Here is an 18,952-nt window from a genome sequence, read left to right on the forward strand (position 1 = left end):
TCAGCCCAGCTTGACGAAGAAAGGCGGCTGAACATCCAGCATCCGGGCCATCAGCCAGGCCTGCCCCTTGTGGTGGGCCTCATGGTTGACGATGAAATCCATCAATGCGCCGACGGGCATCTCACGCCCACCAAAGGCCACAACGTGCCGGTCAAAGTCCCCGTCACCCATCTCGGCCAGCATCTGCACTGTCTGCTGGCTGCTGTCGGCCAGCCGCTGACGAGCCTCCTGCATGTTGGCGCTTCCCGCTGCGGCAGGCGCGGGCTTCTCACTGCGCAGCATGGCGGGCAACCGGGCTGAGGTCGCCGACAGATGATCAGCCAGCCCAACAAAACTCATCCCGCCCTCCCAGGCTTTGAAATCGCCCCGGTCATCCGGGAGGGCCGCGTAGAGGTCTTGCAGAGCGGCGCGGTGCATCTGGAAGGCGGCCGTATAGTTCTGGCTGCGGGCGGACTGGTTGCTGGTCATGCCCACATGATAAAGGCAAAGCGGCCTGCTCACCGGCAGGCCGCCCAGCAAAGTGCCCAGTTTAGAGGGGCCGCTGCCGCAGCGCGTCCCGAATCTCAGCCAGCAGTTTTTCCTCGTTGCTGGGTTCTGCCACGGGGGGCTTTTCCTGGCGCTTGAAGCGGTCCATCAGGTGATTGAACGGCACGATCACGAAGAAATAAATCACCGCAGCAGCCAGGATGAAACTCAGTGCAGCCGTAATAAATGCACCGTACTTGAAAACACTCCCATTGATGCTAAAGGTCAGGGCCGAAAAGTCCGGTACACCGCCAAAGATGCCGATGATCGGCAAGATCAGGCCGCTGGTAAACGCGTCCACAACCTTACCGAAAGCCGCGCCGATCAGCACACCGACAGCCAGATCGACCAAATTGCCACGCAGCAGGAACTTCTGAAATCCATTGACCATGGTGCGATTCTTACACTCCTGACAAGTCTACTCAATCCAGGCCAGATACAGTTGTCTAGACCTGATATGGGTTTTTCGACTTTCTGACATTGACTCAGCTCTGGAACGGTTCGTTGGGCCGCGCATTCTCCTTGGCGGCATGGGCACTCATACCAAATTGCGGGCCGCTGCTCTGGGCGTCCTCCAGAATCACGCGGGCCAGTTCGCCCAGGGTGCTGCCGCCGGGCCTGACCGCCATCTTCAGCGTTTGCGCGAGTTCCGTGAGGCTGGTGTTGTCGATCATCAGCTCGGTGCCGTAGCGCAGGGTGGTGGGCGGCACGATCAGCAAATCGGCCTCGCCGGTCTGAATGGCCGTGCGAAAGCAGCGCCCGGTGAGCAGACCCGCCACCGTCGTCACCTTGCCGAAGGTCACGTTCTCGATGGCCCGCACCTCGATCTCCAGATTCTCGATGGCCCGCAGCGGCTCCACCGCCAGATCGAGCGATTCGGCAAACAGCAACCCGGTGCCGAGAATGACCTTGCGCGGCAGCGGCAGGCGGGCGGGCAGGGTAGGCAGTCCCTCATTCAAAAAGTCGCGGATCATGCCGACACCGTTTTCCAGCATCGGGAAGCCCTCGTATTCGTCCTCAGTGGGCAGCGCTTCCCCGGCCAGCAGATACAGCTCGTCGCTGGGGAAAATGAAGCGGGTGCCGCGCTCGGCGAGCATTTTCCTGCGCCAGACATTGGCGCGTTTCAGCACGTCGCGCGCTTCTTCGCGGTTGAAGGTCCGCACGTCGGGCAAATTGGTGCGGTGGTCGGTCAGGCCAATGGGCACCACCGCCGCCGAAATGACGTTGGGGCGCGAGGTCAGGTAGTCGAGCGTCTCGTCGAAATGGTCACCGTCGTTGCGGCCCGGCACCAGCACGATCTGGGTGTAGAGGTCAATGCCGGAAAGCCGCTCGATCATGCCCTGAATCTGGGTGGCCTGCTGGTCCTTGACCTTCAGTTTCCACCATTTCATCATGTCCTGGCGCAGTTCCTGGTTGGACGAATGCACCGAGACGTACAGCGGCGAGAGGTTCTCGTCCAGAATCCGGTTGATGTCGCCTTCGGTGAGGTTGGTCAGCGTGACAAACGAGCCGTAGAGAAACGACAGGCGGTAATCGTCGTCCATGATATAAAGGCTCTTGCGGAACCCACGCGGCATCTGGTGGACGTAGCAGAAATCGCACTTGTTGGCGCACTTCTTGATGCCGTCAAACAGCACTTCCTCGAATTCCAGGCCGGGGTCTTCCCACTCCACGTCGAACAGGAAGCTTTGCGCCTGAGTGTCAGCCTTGACTTTATGGTGGTCCTGAGGCGTGGCGAAGAACGGCAGGGTGACCGGGCGGGTGATTTCCAGCGTCGCCTTGCCCTGCGAGAGCAGATGGCGGTAGGCCAGCACGTCGGTCACGGCCTGCCCATTGACGCGCAGGAGCTGGTCGCCGGGACGCACGCCTGCCCGCTCGGCGGGGCTGCCCACTTCCACCGACTTGATCGGTGCGGGGAAGACTTCTTCTACAGGGAGGGAAAACAATGTGGCCGTCAAGTGAAACTCCTTATGGCGGGCCACCACTGCCGCCACGCTCGACTTCGGAGGGCGGGCTGACCCCAAACGCGCCAGTTTAACAAAAAAGGGCGCACGGATTGGGAAGGCCGGGCACGGTTGCCGGGGGCAGGGCGATTGGCCCAGACCGCCAGCCGGGCCAGATCAAAGACCGACCCCCGTCAGCACGCCCTGCACCAGCCCGCCAGCGCCCACCAGCCAGACCATCAGCAGCGCGCCCAGCAGGAGCGGCTTGGCTCCAGCCTGCCGAATTGCCCCGAAGTGGGTGGTCAGGCCCAGGGCCGCCATCGCCATGCTCAGCAGCAATGTATCCAGCGTGATGAGGTTTTGCAGCAGGCGCGGCGGCAAAAGGTGAAGCGAGTTGAAGAGCGCCACGCCGATGAAGGCGAAGGCGAACCAGGGAATGGTCACTTTGACGTTCTCTGTACTGGTCTTATTGGAGCGGCGCTGCTCCGAGCGGCCCCAGAAATAGGAGAGTAGCAGCAGGAAGGGCGCGAGCAGGATGACCCGCAGCAGCTTGACCGTGACCGCCGCGTCGGCCACCGCCGGGCTGATTGAGCGGCCTGCGGCAACCACCTGCGCGACCTCGTGGACCGTCGAGCCGATATAAACCCCGAAGTGAAGCCCCGAGAACGGCCACCAGTGCCAGGCATTCATCTGGGGATAGAGGAAAATGCCGATGGTGCCGAAAATGACCACCGTGGCGACGGCCACCGCGACTTTCTCGGCCTGAGCCTTGACAATCGGTTCGGTGGCCATGACTGCCGCCGCGCCGCAAATGCTGCTGCCCGCGCCGATCAAAATTGCCGTCTGACGGTCCAGTTTGAGCCAGCGCGTGCCCAGCCAGAACGCCAGAAAAAAGGTGCTGCTGAGCATCAGCAGATCGGCCAGCAGCCCGTCGAGGCCCACGCCCAGCATCTGCTGGATGGTCAGGCGCAGGCCGTAGAGGATGATGCCCAGCCGCAGCAGCGTACCTTTACTGAACACCACGCCCGGCTGCGCTCTGGCTGCCACTCGGGGGTAAACGGTATTGCCCACCAGCATGCCCAGCACAATCGCCAGGGTCAGGCTGCTGAGACCCAGCCCGCTCAACCAGCCCTCGGCGTCCAGCCAGAACCCGGCACCCGCCACCGTGCCGGACAGCAGCAGCCCGGGCAGCAGTTCGGCGAGCTTGTTTCGGGGCAACGGTTCGGCTTCGGCGGGCGAACGTGAGGCGGGAGCGGAGGACATGCCCCCATGCTAGGTTGGCGGATCTTATAACGCCAATTCATCTTTTGACCTCTGATATCCATAATTTGAATACACTGGATTCATGGCAATTCAGGCCGATGGATTGATCTGCTTCGCGGCGGTGGCGCGGCTCGGCAGCGTGACGCAGGCCGCCGGGCAGCTCAACCGCAGTCAACCCGCCCTCTCGGCCCAGTTGCGCGGTCTGCGCGAAGCGGTGGGCGAGCCGCTCTATGTCAGACGCCGAAGCGGGGTTGAACTCACCGCAGCGGGCCGGGCGCTGCTGCCGCACGCGCTGACGGCCGAGCGCGGCCTGCGCCAGGCACGGGAGTGGGCAGAAAAGGTGCGCTCGGGACACTGGGGCCAGCTTTCCCTGCTGGCCAGCCTAACCGCTGCCGAGTACGTTCTGCCCCAGTACCTCGCTCAGTTTTGCCGGGAGTTTCCGCAGGTGCTGGTAAAAGTGGAGGCCAGCAATTCGCAGCAGGTCGAAGACCTCCTGCTCTCCGGGCGCGGCGAGGTGGGCGTCGTCGAGGGTGAACTGGCCCATCTCGACCATGCCCTGCATGCCCGTCCCCTCTTTGAGGACAGGCTGGTGCTGGTCATCTCGCCGCAGCATCCCTGGGCGGCGGCAACTCCCCGGCTCACCGACCTGCCCAACTGTCCGCTGATTCAGCGCGAGGAGGGATCAGGGACGCGGGCCGTCACCGAGCACGCCTTTCAGTTGCTGGGCCTGGAAAAGCGCAGTCTGCTGGAAGCCAGCGGTACGCAGACCATCAAGGAACTGGTCATGCAGGGGCTGGGCGCAGCGTTTCTCTCGCGGCTGGCCGTGCAGCGCGAGGTGGCGGCGGGCAAGCTGCTGATGCTGGACTTTCCCGAACTGGCGCTGAACCGTCCGCTGACCCTGGTGACCCTGCGCGATCAGCCGCTCAGCCTGCCCGCTCAGCAGTTCATCAATTTGCTGACCACAACGCGGGTCACCGGAGAGCAGAACAGTGAAGGCTAACTTCGGTTCTGCTGCCGGTAAAAGCCGATCAGGTCGGTGTTGACCGCACTGTGACCGAGCTGGCGCAGCAGGCCCACCAGCTGACCCCGGTGATAGCTGGCGTGATTGACGATGTGGCGAAGACTATCGTCCACCCGGCTCACCATCGGCTCGCCCCAGAGATTGGTGTAGTGCAGGAGCTGCCCTGGCGGCAATGGGGCCACAAAAGCGCGGCGCTCCTGCAAGTGGGCCAGCCAGCGCGGCAACAATTCAGGCAGTGGCAGCAGTTCACCGGGCGCTGGAAAGCTGGGCGGCCTCTCCCCTTTCAGCCGGGCCGTCCAGATCAGCTCGGAGCCGTAGAGATGCGCCAGGGTGCCGCCAATGCCGCCGTGACTGCTGCCCAGGTCGCGACCAAAGTCTTCGGTACTGAGCGGCGTCAGTGTCTGCACGGTGCGCTCGGTCGCCCAGGCATGGTAGTCGAGCAGGGTCAGGAGTTCGTCCATGCTGCCAAGTTTGGGCTTTTCCCACGCCCCACGCACTGCTTCCCAATTCACCGTATCAACTCACAAACGCTCGCGCCCAGAATCAGTATTCTAATTTGCTTCGCGTTCTCTTCCGTCTCAAGGCGAAAGCAACGAACGCCCGAAAACGCGCACACTCAACCACTGAGGGCAACAAGCGCATCATATCGGCGCACATCCGGCACGACTCCGCTGGACGCGCGACACCGCAAAGGAGAGTCAGTTATGCATAAAGTCGCCATTGTGGGCCGCCCCAACGTGGGCAAGTCCAGCCTGTTCAACCGCCTGGTGGGCCGCCGCGAGGCCGTCGTCGCCGACTTCCCTGGAGTTACCCGCGACGCCAAGGAAGGCCTGATGATGTACCAGAACCACCGCATCATTTTGATTGATACGGGCGGGTTGTGGAGTGGGGACGAGTGGGAGCAGGCCATCCGTGAGAAGGCCGAGTGGGCCATGGAGGGCGCGCAGAGCGTCGTCTTCGTGACCGACCCGCGCGAAGGCCTGACCACCGCCGACTACGAGGTGGCCGACTGGCTGCGCAAGCTCGGCAAGCCGGTCATCGTGGCCGCCAACAAGATCGACTCGCCCAAGCACGAGACCTACCTGGCCGAACTGTGGGGCCTGGGCTTCGGCGACCCGGTGGCGCTGAGCGCCGAGCACGCACGCGGCCTGGACGATCTGCTTGACCGGGTCATGGAACACATGCCCGCAGACACCGAGGACGTGCCGGATATCGCACCGATTCGGATCAGCTTCATCGGACGGCCCAACGTGGGCAAATCGAGCCTGCTCAACGCCCTGACCGGCTCGGAGCGGGTCATCGTGGCCGACCAGCCCGGTACCACCCGCGACTCGGTGGACGTGGAGTGGGACTACGCCGGGCAGCGCTTCGTGCTGGTCGATACGGCGGGCATCCGCAAGCGGCCCGATACCAGCATCGAGGAGTACGCCATCGAGCGCTCCAAGACCGCCATCGAGCGCAGCGACGTGATCTGGCTGGTGGTCAACGCCGACGCCATCGGTGACCACGAACTCAAGCTCGCCAACCTGGCGTATGACAGCGGCAAGCCGGTCATCGTGGTGGTCAACAAGTGGGACCTGATTCCCGACGAGGACCTTAAATCCACCGAGCGCGAACTCAACGAGAAGCTGCATCACATCTCCTACGCGCCGCGCGTCTACACCTCGGCCATTAACGAGTACGGCATTCACGACATGCTGGCCGAGGCCATGAAGCTCTACGAGAAGTGGCAGAGCCGCGTACCGACCAGCGAACTCAACCGCTGGCTGGGCATCTGGACCATGAAGCAGCGCGTGCCGAACTTCCACGGCAAGCCCCTGCGGATGTACTTCATGACCCAGGTCGAAACCGCGCCGCCGACCTTCGCCATGTTCTGCAACCGCGCCGAGTTCGTGACGCGGGCCTACGAGGGCTACCTGATGAACCGCATCCGCGAGGATCTGGGCATGGCCGGGGTGCCGGTGCGCCTCAAGTGGAAAGAAAAGGGACCGTACAAGCGCGGTAAGAAAGGCGAGGACGAGAACGAGGAATAACGTTTCAGCACTTCTCAAGGCAGGGCGGGCGTGGAGACCAGATTCACGCCCGCCCTGTTTCATACCGACTTCACCTGCCCGGCCCATCCTTCCGCATGACCTCGACCTCTGTCCGCAAGACGGCGCTGCTGGCCGCCACCTTCGTCCTCGCCGCCGGGCCGCTCAGCACCGGGCATGCCCTGCTGGACAAGACCCGCTTCGTCGCGCACCTGGGCGCGGCCTACTTCGCCTTTCACCACTGGGTCTGGTCGCCCTACCGCAGCGGGCAGTTCGCTTCCGGTGCGGCGGGACGCACTGCCAAGCTGGTCAAGGGCGGCGCGGCGCTGCTGTTTGCCGCCCACGAGGTCAACGTGGCCGAGAAGGTGGCGCGGAATAGTAAGGACCCGCTGCTGAAAAAGCTGGACGGCAGCCTGGTGAAATTGCAGGGATCGTTCGCCAACGTGGGCGGCGACCTCAAGAAAGGCAAATTCAGCGAGGCCGATCTGCAAAACCTCAACACCAGTGCCGATCAGCTCAGCAGCGCCTCGGCAGCGAATGGACAGCCGATCAGGGAGATCGCCGCGCCGATTCCGGGGTTGTAACTTCTGGAGCTGCCCTCTGGCCTCCTGCGTCAGGCCGGGGTGCGGGGCCGCCCTCGGCCTGATCCTTGCCTTTCCCGGCGTAACGGGCCAGAAAGTCGTCCAGGCCCATGATGCTCAGACGGGCACTGGGAGCCTTTCTGGCGGTGCCGTAGGCGCGGCGCAGCAGCGTACCCCAGCGGGTCAGCCGCCGGGTCTCGGCGGGCGGCAGGTCATGGGACTCGAAGCCGAACATGGACGCCAGCGAGGTCAGCGTGCCGAGCGTGTAAATGGCCTCGGCGTCACGCCAGTCGGGGCGGCGCACGATCTCGTCGGCCAGCCACGGCAGATCCCAGGCGATGGCCCGGCGCATGCCGCGCTTGACGCCGAAATCCACCATGTGATCGCTCCGGACGTGCAGATCGAGCACCTTCGCGCCCTTTGCCACGACCTGCCCGCTCCTGAGGAGCATCGGCCCCGAGGACAGGCGGAGCACGCCCACCCGGAAAGCATTATCGGCCCGCCCCGACACTGGCCCGATCTGGCCCAGGCGGTCAAACACCTGATCGGTCAGTCGCGAGAGGCGGCGCGGCAGGTCGGCCCGGCCCAGCGGCGCGAGACCCGGCAAGGTGGCGAGCGTGTGAAAAGTGTAGCCGCGCCCGGCGAGTTCAGCCAGCAGGCCAGGCACGGCAAGCACGGTGTTGACCGCGCCGGGGCCAGCGTCGTGCATCACGATCACCGCGCCGGGATGGGCCAGTGCCAGCACCCGCCCGGTCACCGATTGGGGCGTGGACGCCGGATGCCAGTCACGGGCCTCGACGCTCCAGTGCACACCCTCCAGCCCGGCCCAGCGCTGGCCGATCAGCGTGGCGAGGCGGTACGCGCCGTGCGGCGGGCGGTGCAGACTCGGGCGCGTTCCGGTGACGCGGGCAAGTCGCGCCGCGCCAAGCAGAGGATCAAGCAGCGCCCCCCAGGGACTCCGCAGCCAGGGATGCACGTGCTTGACGGCGTGCAGTTCAATCTGGTGGCCTTCACGCTGCATCCGGGCGATCAGTTCAGGGTGGGCCTCGGCTTGCCCCACCAGCACGAAGAAGGTGGCCTTTGCGCCCACCGCTGCCAGGGCGTCCAGCACGGCAGGCGTGGTCAGCGGATCGGGGCCGTCGTCGAAGGTGAGGGCCAGGTCGTAGTGGTGGCGGCGGCCCTCGCGCCGTAGACCCAGTCCCAGCGTCTGCACCAGCAGGTACGGCACGCCAATGCTGGCGGTGAGGGTGAGTGCGCTCAGTCCCAGCCACCCTTTCCAGCCCAGCCGGGCAACCCGCTTCAACCCTGCCTGCTTCAACCCTGCGCCTGCCCGGCCTGCCGCTGCTCGAAGGCGCTCAGGATGGCCCGCGCCGCCCGGTTGGCCGCGTCCGGCACGCTCAGACTGACGGCCCCAGCGCTCAGGCGGGCGTGTTCCTGCGGCTCCAGAGCGCGCAGGACTGCCGGACATACCTCGGCCAGTTGGCGGGTCCAGATGGCCGCGTGGCCACGAACCAGATAATCGGCATTGTACTCCTCCTGGCCGGGAATCGGGTCGTAGATGACCATCGGCACACCCAGGGTGGTCGCCTCGGCCACCGTCAGGCCGCCTGCCTTGCCCACCACCAGATCGGAGGCGGCCAGCAGTTCGGGAAAGTCGTTGGTAAAGCCCAGGCGGTGAATGGTGGCCCCGCCCAGGTGCTGCACGGCACGGCCCGCCTCCTGACCGCCGCCCAGCACCAGCACCTGCACCGGGCGGCCCAGCGCGCCGAGTTCATGCAGCACTTTCTCCAGGCTGCGGTAGGTACTCTGCCCGCCGCCCGACATTAGCAGCAGCGGCACATCTGGCAGCAGGCCGCGCCCCCGACGCAAGGCCGCCTTATCCGCGCCGATCAGCTCGCGGTAGCGCGGGTGAATCGGAATACCGGTGACGACGACCCGTTTTTCGGGGATGCCGCGCTCGACCATCTGCCGCCCAGTTTCGGGGGTGGGCACCAGTAACAGATCGGCCTCGGGGCGCACCCAGTGCTGATGCACCCGGTAATCCGTGACGACCAGTACGTTCAGAAAGTCGAGATGTTCGCGCTCGCGCAGGTGGCCCGCCACGGCCGCCGGGGTGGGGTACGAGCTGACCACCACCTGCGGCTGGTAACTCAGCAGCTCGCGCCTGAGGCCTTGTCGCCCCATCCATTTGTAGGTGTCGCGGATGGTTTTCGGCTCGGTTTCACGGTCCGTGAAGCGGTAGTACCAGCGGTAGGTTTCAGGACTGTGGCGCAGCCAGGCCAGGTAGGTGCCCAGCACGATGCTGCGCTCGTAGGTTCGCAGGTGGCGCAGAAAATCGGTCTGGCGGGCCTCGGTGGCAGGCTGAAGATCGTGCAGCGCCGCGCCCACCGCCTCGTTGGCCTGATGGTGTCCACTGCCGAACGACGCCGAGAGAATCAGCGCTCGCACGGCACTCAGGCCCGCCTCAGCAGCCACAGACCCGTGAAGAAGAACACCAGGTTGGCCAGCCATACGCCCACCTCGCTGAGCGCCACATTCTGGCCTGCAATGGTGAGGCCCACGAAAAACAGCAGGTAATAGATCAGCGAAATCAAGAGCGCGCTGCCCAGCGCCACCCCCAGGCTGCGCCCGAAGCGCAGGGCGAACGGCAGGGCCACCAGTGCCAGCACCAGATTGCCGAACGGCAGCGAGAGCTTGCGGTTGAGGGTCAGCCGCGCCGCGTTGCGCTCGGCCTGCGGCACGTTGGGAGCGGTCAGCGAGGTGATCAGCTGCGGCCAGCCCTGGGCGTCCGCGCCGATGACGTCGGCGTACTTGGCCAGCGTCTCGGCCCGCGACAGCCCGGTATCGAGAGTCAGTACGGCATTGGGATCGCTCGATGCCTGCACTGCCGGAAACACCGCCTGCACAGCGGCGCGAAGGGCTGCTGGATCACTGTCGGGTACCGCGCCCAGCGCCTGCACCCCGGCATAGTCGACGGTGTAGATCTGGTAATTTTTCAGCTTGATCTCGTTGCCGGTGAACGTGCCGCTCTGGGCAAAGATGATGGTGCCCTGCTGGGCATTGCCGGGCGACCACTGCTCAATGCGCACGCCGTTCATCTGCTGGGTCCTGGTGTCGTAACTGCCGGGGCTGAGCAGCAGCCGGTTACCGAGGTCGAGCGTCTTGCCGCTGAGGGTGCTCAGGCCCGCGCCGGTCAGGGCGTCCCAGTAGAGGCTGCGGGTGGCGACGTTGGCGACGGGCGCGGCCCACAGCGAGAGCCACACCGACAGCGCCGTGACGATCAGCGCGATGACGGCTGCCGGGCGGGCCATGCGCCCCAGCGAGATCCCGCCGGACTGCACCGCCACCAGCTCCCGCTCGGTGGCCATGCGCCCGAAGGCCACCACCACCATCAGGACGACGGCCATCGGCAGGATCTTGACCAGGGTATCGGGCACCTGATAGCCGATCCAGCGCATGATCAGGCCAACTGGCGCGCCGACGATGAACTGCGAACTGATGAAAAAGTACCCGAAACTCAGCACGGCGGTAAACATCAGGATACCAGCCAGCAGGGGGGGAAACAGCTCACGGGTGACGTAGCGGGTAAGACGCATCGGCTCTACTCGGTGTCCCTCGGCTGAAGCGTGGCGTCATCGGGGGTGGGGGCGTCAGGGGCTACTCTGGGCGCAGGCGGCACGGCGAACAGGATCTCGGCCTCGGCCACCACCACCCCGTCCACCTCAGCGCGGCAAACGGTCTTGCCCAGGCCCCGGCGCACGAAATCGAGCCGGGCATGCAGGTGCAGTTGGTCGCCCGGCACCACCTTGCGCTTGAAACGCGCTTTCTCGACACCCGCCAGATACGCGACGGTGCCCTCCTCCAGCGGCAGACAGAACATGCTGGCCTGCGCCAGCGCCTCGATGATCAGCACGCCGGGCATCACCGGCTCGCCGGGAAAGTGCCCGGCAAAAAACGGCTCGCCGATGCTGACATTCTTCAGGGCGTGGGCCACACCGCCGCCGCGCGAAAGAACGCGGTCCACCAGAATGAACGGAAAACGGTGCGGCAGGATCTTCAGAATGTCCTGAATCCCCAGGGCGACGCGCGGCTCGGGGGCAGGGGCAGGGTGGGCGTCGGTCATGCTCGTCTCTTCTCCTCATGGCGGGGGGGCCAGTTCGGGCCGTTTTGCGGCCCTTCAACCGGCGCACCCCACCCAGCCTGCGTATGCTAACACGTGGGTTTGCCGAAACTACGGCCAGGATCAGCCCACCGTATCCTGGCCACAGCCGCCGCCGCTGGAGTATTCTGGTGCCCGAATCATTAGCCATGACACGACGCCGCGCGCAGAGAGCCGCGCCGTCTCCGAGGAGAGCGCATGAACATCAGCGAAAACAAAGTCGTCGAAATCGAATACACCCTGACCGTCAACGGCGAGGTCGTTGATCAGAGCGAGAGCGGCGAGCCGCTGACCTACTTGCAGGGCCACGGCAACATCATTCCGGGCCTGGAAAAAGCCCTGGACGGAAAGGCGGCGGGCGACCACCTGCAAGTCACGGTGCAGCCGGACGACGGCTACGGTGAGCGCGACGAGGAAGCCATTCAGGTCATCGCCCGCGAGGATTTCGACGACGACATCGAGGTGGGGGCCACCTACTTCGCCCAGGCCGAGGACGGCAGCGTGACGCCCTTCACCGTGATGTCACTGGAGGGCGACGACGTGACGGTGGACTTCAACCCGCCGCTGGCCGGTGAGGTGCTGAACTTCGACGTGACTGTCAAAAGTGTGCGCGACGCCACCGCCGACGAGCTGGAACACGGCCACGCCCACGGCGACGACGATCACGAAGACGAGGACGACGACTTCTAAACATCAGGCCTGAAAGAGCCGTCCCCTGAAGGTGAGAGGACGGCTCTTTCAGTTTCTCTGTTCAGCGCCGCCGCAACCCCAGCAGCAATCCGACCACGAACGCGCCGCCGAACGGCAGATCGTGGGTCAGCACGCCCGACACCCAGGTCCAGACACTCTTGCCGCTGTCTTGCAGCCAGGGGCCGCTGAGCGTTTCGAAGCGCAGCCAGTTGACGCTGACCAAGCCGAAATACGAGAGCAGTTGAATCGCCACGAACAGCAGGCCGACGATCAGCAGGGCGATTTTGCCCACCACCCGCACAGCGTAGCCCGCCGCGAAACCCAGCAGCGCCCCCAGCGAGAGCGGCGGCAGGAGGGGCACGATGGCCTGCGACAGGGTATGGGCCAGCGAGCTATCTGGGGGGGCGGCAGGCAAACCGGAAGACATTCGCGCATGCTAGCGGCCAATGCTGAGGAGCGCCGTCATTCAAAAGTGAGACGTCCCGGCGGCGGGCAAGCGGTATCCTGCAAGGTGATGAGCCTGCCCGAAGACGTGATCGACGCTGCACTGCTCCGCCAGTTGGAAAGCGGCGACGAGGCCGCCTGGCACGCCCTGATCTCGCTCTACGAGCGCCGGATGTACGCTTACCTCTACCGGCTCGAAGGCCACGCCGAGGACGCCCTCGATCTGACCCAGGACGTGTTCTACCGGGCCTGGCGCTCGATTCACACGTTCCGGGCCGGGGAGCGGGTACTGCCGTGGCTCTATCAGATCGCCCGCAATACCCAGATCGAGAAGCACCGCCGCAAGCAACTCGGGCGGTTCTCGCTGGAAGAAGCCCAGGACGAGGTGGGCTTCGAGGTGGTCAGCCCGTCGCGCAGCCCGGTGCAGGGGGCCGAGAGCGCCCAGGCCCAGGACCGGGTGCAGCGCGCCCTGATGCAACTCGCGCCCGAATACCGCGAGGCGGTGGTGCTGAGATTCGTCGAGGACCTGCCCTACGACGACATCGCCCGCATTCAGGGCGTGGCACTCGGCACCGCCAAGAGCCGGGTTTTCCGGGCCAAGGAGCAGCTCGCCGGACTGCTGGAAAGCGTCAGCGATTTGCACTGAACTCCCGCACTGAAACCCTGCGCTGGAACTCTGGACTGGTAACCCACCCCGGTCAGGGTGACTGCGGCGACTTGACGCGCCCCGGCCCGACTGTTCAAGCTTGAACGGTGCAAGCCTTCAGGGAACTCGGTTGCTCCTGACCGCGTACCGCCTTGTATTGGGATGGGCTGTATTGGGACGGGTTGGCCCCGGCACGAAAGCGGAGCGGCCCCAAGTGAGCGGCGCGGGAGGACAACGGTGAGACGATGACACGGCAAGACTGGCGCGAGTTGTGGCACCGTACCCAGGACCAAGAGCAGCTGACCGAGCGTGAGCAGCAAGCCCTGGGCGGCGCGCTGGCCGACGCGGCGCAGCGGCGGGAGGCCGAGGGCTGGGAGCGTGCCGCTGCTCTTCTGCGCCGCGCCGACCCGCCCAAATTGCCCCACTCGGTGGCGCACTCGGTTGTGCGAGACATTGCCCTGAACCGCACCCTCAGCGCCCCCCTGACACCGCAACACTCGCACGCCGCCGACACCGCCCGGAACATCGCGCTCAGCCGCCGCCTCGGCCCTGGTCCGCTGCTGGAACGCTCCGTGGCGGCAGACGTGGCGGCGCGGATCGCTGGTGACGCGTCAGAGACCGACCCGCTGGCTGCACTGCTGCGGCAGTGGCCTGCACCCGAACTGCCGCGCTCGCTGGCGGGGGCGGTGGCGGCGCGGGTGGCCCGTGAGGCACACCCCGAATTTCAGCCGTCACCGCGTGCCGCCCTCTGCCCTGCCGGAGCACCCGAGCCGAATGCACTGCCGCCACTGGGCCGCACCCGGCTCAACCCGCCGGGCGGTCCTTCGGGGCTGGGCGGACTGGGCGTGGTGCTGGCTTTCGCCGGACTGACGCTGCTGCGCGGCAACCCAGCGGCCCAGAAGACGCTGGGGCTGCTGAGCCAGGCCACGCCGTTCGCGCTGCCGCTGAGCGCGGTGCTGGGCGTGGCCGCGCTGGCCCTGCTGAGCTGGCTGATCGTGGCCCGGCCCACCCCGGCGGTGCGGCAGCTCGGCGCACTGGGGCTGGCGATGACCGGGGTGGTGACCCTGCCCGCCGTATGGGACGCCCTTCAGAACACGCCGCTGCGCTCGCACCTGGCAGCCCTGGGCACCCTCCACCCCGCGCCGCAACTGCTGATGGAGCGCTGTCTGGGCGCGGGGCTGCTGCTGGGCGTCACCGCCCTACTGCTCGGAGGCGGCTGGAGTGCCCGGCTGGCCCGTCGGCAACGCCGCGCCCCGGTGCAGACCCTGGCAGCGGGCACCCTGGCGGGATTGGGCCTCAGCGGGCTGGGGCTGATGCTGGTTTCGTTCGGCTGGACTGAAGCGGGCCTGGGGTTGGGTCTGCTGAGTGCCCTGGCCGCCTTGATCGGCCTGAGCGTGAGCCTCTCGGCAGCGGGGCGCAGCGTGGCGAGGCGACTTCAGCTGGCGTTGCCGGACGTGTCCGGGCCGCTGGCAGGCCTACTGGCCTTCAGCGCCACCCTCAGCGTGCCCGCGCTGGCGGCGGGGCTGGCGGTCATCGGCAGCGTCTGGGGCCTGGGCACCTTGCTGCTGGGCCGGGAGGCGGCGCAGGTCTGAGCCCCAGCAGCGCAAGCCAGCGCCGCAGGACATCATGCCCCGCCCAACCATTCAAGCTTGAAGCATGTCGCAGGCACATGCCCTCGCCTGGCCGGAGCCTGCCGCCGGGCCACCCACCGTCAGCCGAGGCCCGCTCCTTTCCGCACACCTTCTACACCGAGACTCAGCGGCCCGGCCTGCGTGACCGGCTACGTCAGGTGCTGCACAGCTTCGATGTGACGGGTATCAAGCTGGCCGACCACCACGGCGTCTCAGGCCATTTCGTGCGCTTCGAGGCGCGCGAACACCGAGCGGGCCAGGCCGTGCAGGGCCGCTGAAGCAGGCTGATTGCGCCGCTCTCCCCCGCCACCTCACCGATCTGGCACCGCCAGTACCGCGAAGACAAGCAGGGGCGGCCCACCTTCCTGAAGATGCCAGCGGCCCAGCCACGCGTCGGCGCGGCGGGCCGTCCGTTTCACTGACCGCTCACTTCAAGCGCCGACTTTCAAACTCGGCGTGCAGCGTCAGGTAGCGCAGCCAGGCGCGGGCGCTGAGCGGTCCCAGCGAATTGTGCTCGACCTTGCCCAGCGGCGGCTGTGCTCCGAAAGAGTGAACGAGGTCACTGGTCTGGGCGCGGGTCAGCGAAGCGAGCTGACGCAGGCCCGCCAGGTCCAGGCTTTCGGCGGGAAGGTAGAGCCGGTGGCCGTCCATGACGAACCCGCTGCCGCCAAGCACCTTCAGGCGCGACTGGCCCCAGCGCTCGATGCCGATGATGTGGCGAAGCTGCTGGCGGTTGGCTTCGGTGTCGTCGGCCTGGGCCACCCGGCGCTCCAGGCGCATACCCGCTTCGTCGAGGCTGCGGCGCAACTCGGCGTAACTGCGGCGGCGTGAGGGAGTTTCTAACGCCACGTCGACCGCCAGCGCCTTGAGCTGCGCCTGGCGGCCCTTGGCCAGCCGCGCCACCACGATCAGCAGGGCCAGCGCCAGCAATACTTTCCAGAAGCGGAAGGGAGAAGGCAGCGGCACAGGGAGCATACGTGAGTGTAGCGCTCAACTCGGCAGTGGGTACGGCAGCGTGCCCTCGTAGATGGCGCGGCCCACGATGGCCCCCTGAATCTTGAGGGCCGACAGCAGCGCCACGTCCTGAAGGTCGCGCACGCCGCCGCCCACGATCAGGGTGTTGATCCACAACGTTCTGATTTCGGCCATCAGCTCGGCATCGAGGCCGCGCAGGGTACCGTCACGGCTGACATCGGTGAAGATCAGGGTTTCCAGGCCGCGCCCGGCCAGCTCGGCGGTGAGTTCGGCCACCCTGACACCGCTGCCCTGCGCCCAGCCGTGGGTGGCGACCTCCAGACCGCGCGCGTCCACGCTGACCACCACCCGCTCGGGGCCGTGCACAGCCAGCAGTTCGCTGACCAGTGCGGGGCGGGCCACCGCCGCCGTGCCGATGACGACGCGCGACACACCCAGCTCGATCAGCGCCTCGGCCCGCGCCCGGTCACGGATGCCGCCGCCCACTTCGACCGGTACGCCCACACTCTGCACGATCTCGGCGATAATGGCCGCGTTCTCGCCGCGCCCGGTGGCGGCGTCCAGATCGACCAGGTGCAGCATCGCCGCGCCGAGCGAGACCCAGTGCTGGGCGGCCTTTAAGGGTGACTCGAAGTACACCGTCTCGCGCTCGGGGTCGCCCTCGTAGAGCCGCACGGCGCGGCCCTGCTGAATGTCCACGCACGGCAGGATCATCGGCGCGGGGAGCGAATCGGTGTCGGGCGGCAGGAAAGCGCTCATGCCCCGGAGTCTAACCCGGCGGCAGTGGAGTCGGCGGCAGGGATGCGCGGGCGGGCGACCGCGCTACACTCAGTCTCGACGTGCGTATCGGCTTCGTGACCACCACTTACCTGCCCTCGCGCAACGGCGTGGCGACCAGCACCGCGTTGTTTGCCCAGGGTCTGCGCGACCTGGGGCATGAGGTCAGCATCTACGCGCCCAACCACCCCGCCCGCCCGCCTGCCGAGGAGGGCGTCTACCGCCTGCCCAGCACCAGCATGGGCACGCCCGCCGACTATCCGGTGCTGCTGTGGCCCAACCCGGCGGCAGTGGCGGGGCTGCCGCTGAGGGGCACCGACATCTTCCACACCATGCACCCCTTCTTGCCGGGCATTCTGGCCCGCTTCTGGGCGCGGCGGTTCCAGACGCCCTCGGTGTTCACGGCCCACACCCAGTACGAGCAGTACCTGCACTACGCGCCGCTGATGCCGCGCCGGGTCAGCCGCAGCCTGACGCGCTCGCACGTGGCGGCCTTTGCCCGCAGCGTGGATCAGGTGCTGGTGCCGGGCCGGGCGATGGAAGAGATGCTGCGGCTCTACGGCTTTGCGGGCGACGTGAAGCTGATGCCCAATCCGGTGAACCTGGCGTCCTTCCAGGCGGCGGACACCCCAGCGGTGCGGGCCGCTGTCCGGCAGCGCTACGGGGTGGACGCGGCGGCCCCGCTGATCATCTCGCTGGGACGGCTGGCTCCTGAGAAAAATCTGGACACCATGCTGCGGGCCTTCGCCCTGGCCCGCGAGCGCCGCCCCGACCTGCGGCTGCTGGTGGTCGGTGACGGCCCGGTGAAGTTGGCGCTGGAAGCCCAGGCCCCGGCGGGCACCGTCTTTACCGGCGCACTGCCTTACGCCGAGGTGCCGCAGCTGCTGGCCGCCGCCGACGTGTTCGTGACCGCCAGCACCTCGGAAGTGCTGCCGATGTCGATGATCGAGGCGCTGGCGGCCGGAACGCCACTGGTGGCCGCCCGCAGCCCCGCCGCCGAGGACCTGATTCACAGCGGGCCAAGCGGCGACAACGGCCTGATCCGCGAAGCGCACCCGGAAGCGCTGGCCGAAGGACTGCTGAGCGCCCTGGACCCCGCCAGTCTGCCGCGCCGCCGCGCCGCCGCCCGCCTCAGCGCCGAGCAGTACGATTTGCGGGTGCGGGCCAGGGCACTGGTGCAGGTGTATGAAAATTTGCTGGCGAAACGCTAGCTCGAAGCCGTCTCCATCTGACACCCCGCCAGCGCCGATTCGTACTCGGTTTTCTCCAATCCGCGCCCGATGACGACCAGTTCGGTCAATCCGGTCTCGCCCGGTCTGCTGTCCACCCGGTCTGCCGTGAACACGTCGCGCACCGACTGAAACAGGATGCGGCCCGGCTGATCGTGAAAGCTCAGATACCCCTTGACCCGCAGCACCTCTGCGGGGCGCGACAGAATGTACTCGCGCAGGAAGGCGTGCCAGCGGTACGGGTCGAGAGGCCGCTCACAGCGCAGCACCAGCGACTTCAGCCCCGGTGTATGCAGTGTGGCCGGGGCGTCGATCAGGCGTTCTGGGTCGAAGTCGCGCCGGGCGAGCAGGTCGTCCACGCCAACCTGTCCCCGGCTGGCCCGGATGACGGTGGCCAGTGGATTGACGGACCGCACGGCGTCCTCGGCGGCACTGAGGGTTTCCTCGCCGACCTGATCGGCCTTGTTGAGCACCACCACGCCCGCGTAAGCCAGTTGCCTCGCGCCCTCGCGGTACTCGGCCAGGGTGCGGCGCAACTGGGCGGCGTCGGCCACCGCCACCAAGCTGCCCACCCGGAAGGCGGCGCGAACCTGCGGCTCCAGCAGCGTGCCCAGCACCGGCACCGGATCGGCCACGCCAGACAGCTCGATCAGCACGTGGGTGGGCTTAACGTCGCGCAGGGCCAGCGTGATGAGCGCCCGCAGCAGGTCGTCCCGGCCCGAGCAGCACAAGCAGCCCGCCGTCAGTTCGGTGAGATCAAGGCCGTCCTCTTCAGCCCGCACCGCTTCGATCAGGCCGCCGTCCACGCCCACCACCCCGAACTCGTTGACGATGACCCCGAAATGCTGCGGCGAGGAGCGGATCAGGTGGTTGACCAGGGTGGTTTTGCCCGCGCCCAGAAAACCGCCGATGACGGTGACGGGGATGCGCTGATCGGCAGGAGGGTCAAAGGTGAACAAGGGATCGGGCGGATCGGGGAGGGTCATCTGGCTATGGTAAGGGTCCAGACAGAGAAGCGGCCCCACACACGGGGTTAAA

At 66.6% G+C, this 18,952-nt stretch carries 21 protein-coding genes; 8 read left to right on the forward strand and 13 right to left on the reverse strand.

Annotated elements, in window-relative coordinates; all coding sequences use genetic code 11:
* From N0D28_RS00170 to N0D28_RS00185, 4 genes are all read right to left on the reverse strand, one after another.
* Positions 1-468, reverse strand: coding sequence for a DinB family protein (locus N0D28_RS00170; RefSeq protein ID WP_260560407.1), 468 nt, complete (start codon positions 466-468; stop codon positions 1-3).
* 61 nt (positions 469-529) lie between these two features.
* Positions 530-916: a large conductance mechanosensitive channel protein MscL gene (mscL, locus tag N0D28_RS00175; RefSeq protein ID WP_260560408.1), complete on the reverse strand. Its 387-nt coding sequence runs from the start codon at positions 914-916 to the stop codon at positions 530-532.
* Positions 917-1,010: 94 nt separating this feature from the next.
* Positions 1,011-2,483 carry a DUF512 domain-containing protein gene (locus N0D28_RS00180; protein ID WP_260560409.1) on the reverse strand — a complete coding sequence of 491 codons (1,473 nt, stop codon included), beginning with the start codon at positions 2,481-2,483 and terminating at the stop codon, positions 1,011-1,013.
* Between the two features lie 162 nt (positions 2,484-2,645).
* Positions 2,646-3,731, reverse strand: coding sequence for a YeiH family protein (locus N0D28_RS00185; protein WP_260560410.1), 1,086 nt, complete (start codon positions 3,729-3,731; stop codon positions 2,646-2,648).
* Between the two features lie 82 nt (positions 3,732-3,813).
* On the opposite strand from N0D28_RS00185, the gene N0D28_RS00190 reads away from it, so the two are divergent.
* Positions 3,814-4,731: a LysR family transcriptional regulator gene (locus tag N0D28_RS00190; protein WP_260560411.1), complete on the forward strand. Its 918-nt coding sequence runs from the start codon at positions 3,814-3,816 to the stop codon at positions 4,729-4,731.
* Here N0D28_RS00190 and N0D28_RS00195 read toward each other — a convergent pair.
* Complete coding sequence (locus N0D28_RS00195; RefSeq protein ID WP_260560412.1) at positions 4,728-5,213, reverse strand: DinB family protein; 486 nt, start codon at positions 5,211-5,213, stop codon at positions 4,728-4,730. The two genes, N0D28_RS00190 and N0D28_RS00195, sit on opposite strands and share 4 nt — an antisense overlap.
* 243 nt (positions 5,214-5,456) lie before the next feature.
* Here N0D28_RS00195 and der point away from each other — a divergent pair, with 243 nt between their 5' ends.
* Together der and N0D28_RS00205 are read left to right on the forward strand one after the other, a co-directional pair.
* Positions 5,457-6,785, forward strand: coding sequence for a ribosome biogenesis GTPase Der (gene der, locus N0D28_RS00200; RefSeq protein WP_260560413.1), 1,329 nt, complete (start codon positions 5,457-5,459; stop codon positions 6,783-6,785).
* A gap of 95 nt (positions 6,786-6,880) precedes the next feature.
* Positions 6,881-7,366: a hypothetical protein gene (locus N0D28_RS00205; RefSeq protein ID WP_260560414.1), complete on the forward strand. Its 486-nt coding sequence runs from the start codon at positions 6,881-6,883 to the stop codon at positions 7,364-7,366.
* Here the strand turns inward: N0D28_RS00205 and N0D28_RS00210 are convergent.
* From N0D28_RS00210 to fabZ, 4 genes are read right to left on the reverse strand one after another with little or no spacing between them, the layout of a single operon-like run.
* On the reverse strand, positions 7,332-8,666 hold the full coding sequence (locus tag N0D28_RS00210; RefSeq protein ID WP_260560415.1) for a polysaccharide deacetylase family protein: 1,335 nt from the start codon (positions 8,664-8,666) through the stop codon (positions 7,332-7,334). The genes N0D28_RS00205 and N0D28_RS00210 overlap by 35 nt on opposite strands.
* An 11-nt stretch (positions 8,667-8,677) precedes the next feature.
* The gene (locus tag N0D28_RS00215) at positions 8,678-9,811 is read right to left on the reverse strand and encodes an MGDG synthase family glycosyltransferase (RefSeq protein ID WP_260560416.1); all 1,134 of its coding nucleotides are present in this window, start codon (positions 9,809-9,811) and stop codon (positions 8,678-8,680) included.
* A 5-nt stretch (positions 9,812-9,816) separates the two neighbouring features.
* Complete coding sequence (locus tag N0D28_RS00220; RefSeq protein ID WP_260560417.1) at positions 9,817-10,959, reverse strand: LptF/LptG family permease; 1,143 nt, start codon at positions 10,957-10,959, stop codon at positions 9,817-9,819.
* 5 nt (positions 10,960-10,964) lie between these two features.
* Complete coding sequence (gene fabZ / locus N0D28_RS00225) at positions 10,965-11,486, reverse strand: 3-hydroxyacyl-ACP dehydratase FabZ (RefSeq protein WP_260560418.1); 522 nt, start codon at positions 11,484-11,486, stop codon at positions 10,965-10,967.
* Between the two features lie 234 nt (positions 11,487-11,720).
* Between fabZ and N0D28_RS00230 the strand changes: the two genes are divergently transcribed.
* Positions 11,721-12,212 (forward strand): FKBP-type peptidyl-prolyl cis-trans isomerase, encoded by a 492-nt coding sequence (locus tag N0D28_RS00230; RefSeq protein WP_260560419.1) that lies wholly within the window; start codon positions 11,721-11,723, stop codon positions 12,210-12,212.
* Positions 12,213-12,273: 61 nt separating this feature from the next.
* Here the strand turns inward: N0D28_RS00230 and N0D28_RS00235 are convergent, their stop codons facing one another.
* Positions 12,274-12,639 (reverse strand): FUN14 domain-containing protein, encoded by a 366-nt coding sequence (locus tag N0D28_RS00235; RefSeq protein WP_260560420.1) that lies wholly within the window; start codon positions 12,637-12,639, stop codon positions 12,274-12,276.
* A gap of 87 nt (positions 12,640-12,726) precedes the next feature.
* Between N0D28_RS00235 and N0D28_RS00240 the strand changes: the two genes are divergently transcribed.
* From N0D28_RS00240 to N0D28_RS15540, 3 genes are all read left to right on the forward strand, one after another.
* Positions 12,727-13,302: an RNA polymerase sigma factor gene (locus N0D28_RS00240; RefSeq protein WP_260560421.1), complete on the forward strand. Its 576-nt coding sequence runs from the start codon at positions 12,727-12,729 to the stop codon at positions 13,300-13,302.
* 245 nt (positions 13,303-13,547) lie between these two features.
* Positions 13,548-14,894, forward strand: a complete 1,347-nt coding sequence (locus tag N0D28_RS00245; protein WP_260560422.1) for a hypothetical protein — start codon at positions 13,548-13,550, stop codon at positions 14,892-14,894.
* A gap of 77 nt (positions 14,895-14,971) precedes the next feature.
* Entirely contained in the window at positions 14,972-15,211 is a 240-nt protein-coding gene (locus N0D28_RS15540) for a nitric oxide synthase oxygenase (protein WP_312846421.1), read from the forward strand.
* Positions 15,212-15,359: 148 nt separating this feature from the next.
* On the opposite strand, the gene N0D28_RS00255 is transcribed toward N0D28_RS15540, so the two are convergent.
* Together N0D28_RS00255 and hisA are read right to left on the reverse strand one after the other, a co-directional pair.
* On the reverse strand, positions 15,360-15,908 hold the full coding sequence (locus N0D28_RS00255; RefSeq protein WP_260560423.1) for a DinB family protein: 549 nt from the start codon (positions 15,906-15,908) through the stop codon (positions 15,360-15,362).
* Between the two features lie 15 nt (positions 15,909-15,923).
* Positions 15,924-16,667 (reverse strand): 1-(5-phosphoribosyl)-5-[(5-phosphoribosylamino)methylideneamino]imidazole-4-carboxamide isomerase, encoded by a 744-nt coding sequence (gene hisA, locus N0D28_RS00260; RefSeq protein WP_260560424.1) that lies wholly within the window; start codon positions 16,665-16,667, stop codon positions 15,924-15,926.
* A gap of 80 nt (positions 16,668-16,747) precedes the next feature.
* Here hisA and N0D28_RS00265 point away from each other — a divergent pair, with 80 nt between their 5' ends.
* A complete protein-coding gene (locus N0D28_RS00265) occupies positions 16,748-17,896 on the forward strand; it encodes a glycosyltransferase (protein ID WP_260560425.1) in 1,149 nt (382 codons plus the stop codon).
* Here N0D28_RS00265 and N0D28_RS00270 read toward each other — a convergent pair.
* Positions 17,893-18,900 (reverse strand): CobW family GTP-binding protein, encoded by a 1,008-nt coding sequence (locus N0D28_RS00270; RefSeq protein WP_260560426.1) that lies wholly within the window; start codon positions 18,898-18,900, stop codon positions 17,893-17,895. The genes N0D28_RS00265 and N0D28_RS00270 overlap by 4 nt on opposite strands.
* Positions 18,901-18,952: the final 52 nt, after the last annotated feature.

It is taken from the genome of Deinococcus rubellus, assembly GCF_025244745.1.
Taxonomy (GTDB): Bacteria; Deinococcota; Deinococci; order Deinococcales; family Deinococcaceae; genus Deinococcus; species Deinococcus rubellus.

Bases quoted from the DNA above. Each gene is read 5' to 3' on its own strand.
- N0D28_RS00195 (WP_260560412.1), bottom strand. From the start codon at position 5,213: ATGGACGAACTCCTGACCCTGCTCGACTACCATGCCTGGGCGACCGAG.
- N0D28_RS00190 (WP_260560411.1), top strand. From the start codon at position 3,814: ATGGCAATTCAGGCCGATGGATTGATCTGCTTCGCGGCGGTGGCGCGG.
- N0D28_RS00245 (WP_260560422.1), top strand. From the start codon at position 13,548: ATGACACGGCAAGACTGGCGCGAGTTGTGGCACCGTACCCAGGACCAA.
- N0D28_RS00185 (WP_260560410.1), bottom strand. From the start codon at position 3,731: ATGTCCTCCGCTCCCGCCTCACGTTCGCCCGCCGAAGCCGAACCGTTG.
- N0D28_RS00230 (WP_260560419.1), top strand. From the start codon at position 11,721: ATGAACATCAGCGAAAACAAAGTCGTCGAAATCGAATACACCCTGACC.
- N0D28_RS00270 (WP_260560426.1), bottom strand. From the start codon at position 18,900: ATGACCCTCCCCGATCCGCCCGATCCCTTGTTCACCTTTGACCCTCCT.
- N0D28_RS00235 (WP_260560420.1), bottom strand. From the start codon at position 12,639: ATGTCTTCCGGTTTGCCTGCCGCCCCCCCAGATAGCTCGCTGGCCCAT.
- N0D28_RS15540 (WP_312846421.1), top strand. From the start codon at position 14,972: ATGCCCTCGCCTGGCCGGAGCCTGCCGCCGGGCCACCCACCGTCAGCC.
- hisA (WP_260560424.1), bottom strand. From the start codon at position 16,667: ATGAGCGCTTTCCTGCCGCCCGACACCGATTCGCTCCCCGCGCCGATG.
- N0D28_RS00240 (WP_260560421.1), top strand. From the start codon at position 12,727: ATGAGCCTGCCCGAAGACGTGATCGACGCTGCACTGCTCCGCCAGTTG.
- der (WP_260560413.1), top strand. From the start codon at position 5,457: ATGCATAAAGTCGCCATTGTGGGCCGCCCCAACGTGGGCAAGTCCAGC.
- N0D28_RS00170 (WP_260560407.1), bottom strand. From the start codon at position 468: ATGACCAGCAACCAGTCCGCCCGCAGCCAGAACTATACGGCCGCCTTC.
- N0D28_RS00255 (WP_260560423.1), bottom strand. From the start codon at position 15,908: ATGCTCCCTGTGCCGCTGCCTTCTCCCTTCCGCTTCTGGAAAGTATTG.
- fabZ (WP_260560418.1), bottom strand. From the start codon at position 11,486: ATGACCGACGCCCACCCTGCCCCTGCCCCCGAGCCGCGCGTCGCCCTG.
- mscL (WP_260560408.1), bottom strand. From the start codon at position 916: ATGGTCAATGGATTTCAGAAGTTCCTGCTGCGTGGCAATTTGGTCGAT.
- N0D28_RS00220 (WP_260560417.1), bottom strand. From the start codon at position 10,959: ATGCGTCTTACCCGCTACGTCACCCGTGAGCTGTTTCCCCCCCTGCTG.
- N0D28_RS00205 (WP_260560414.1), top strand. From the start codon at position 6,881: ATGACCTCGACCTCTGTCCGCAAGACGGCGCTGCTGGCCGCCACCTTC.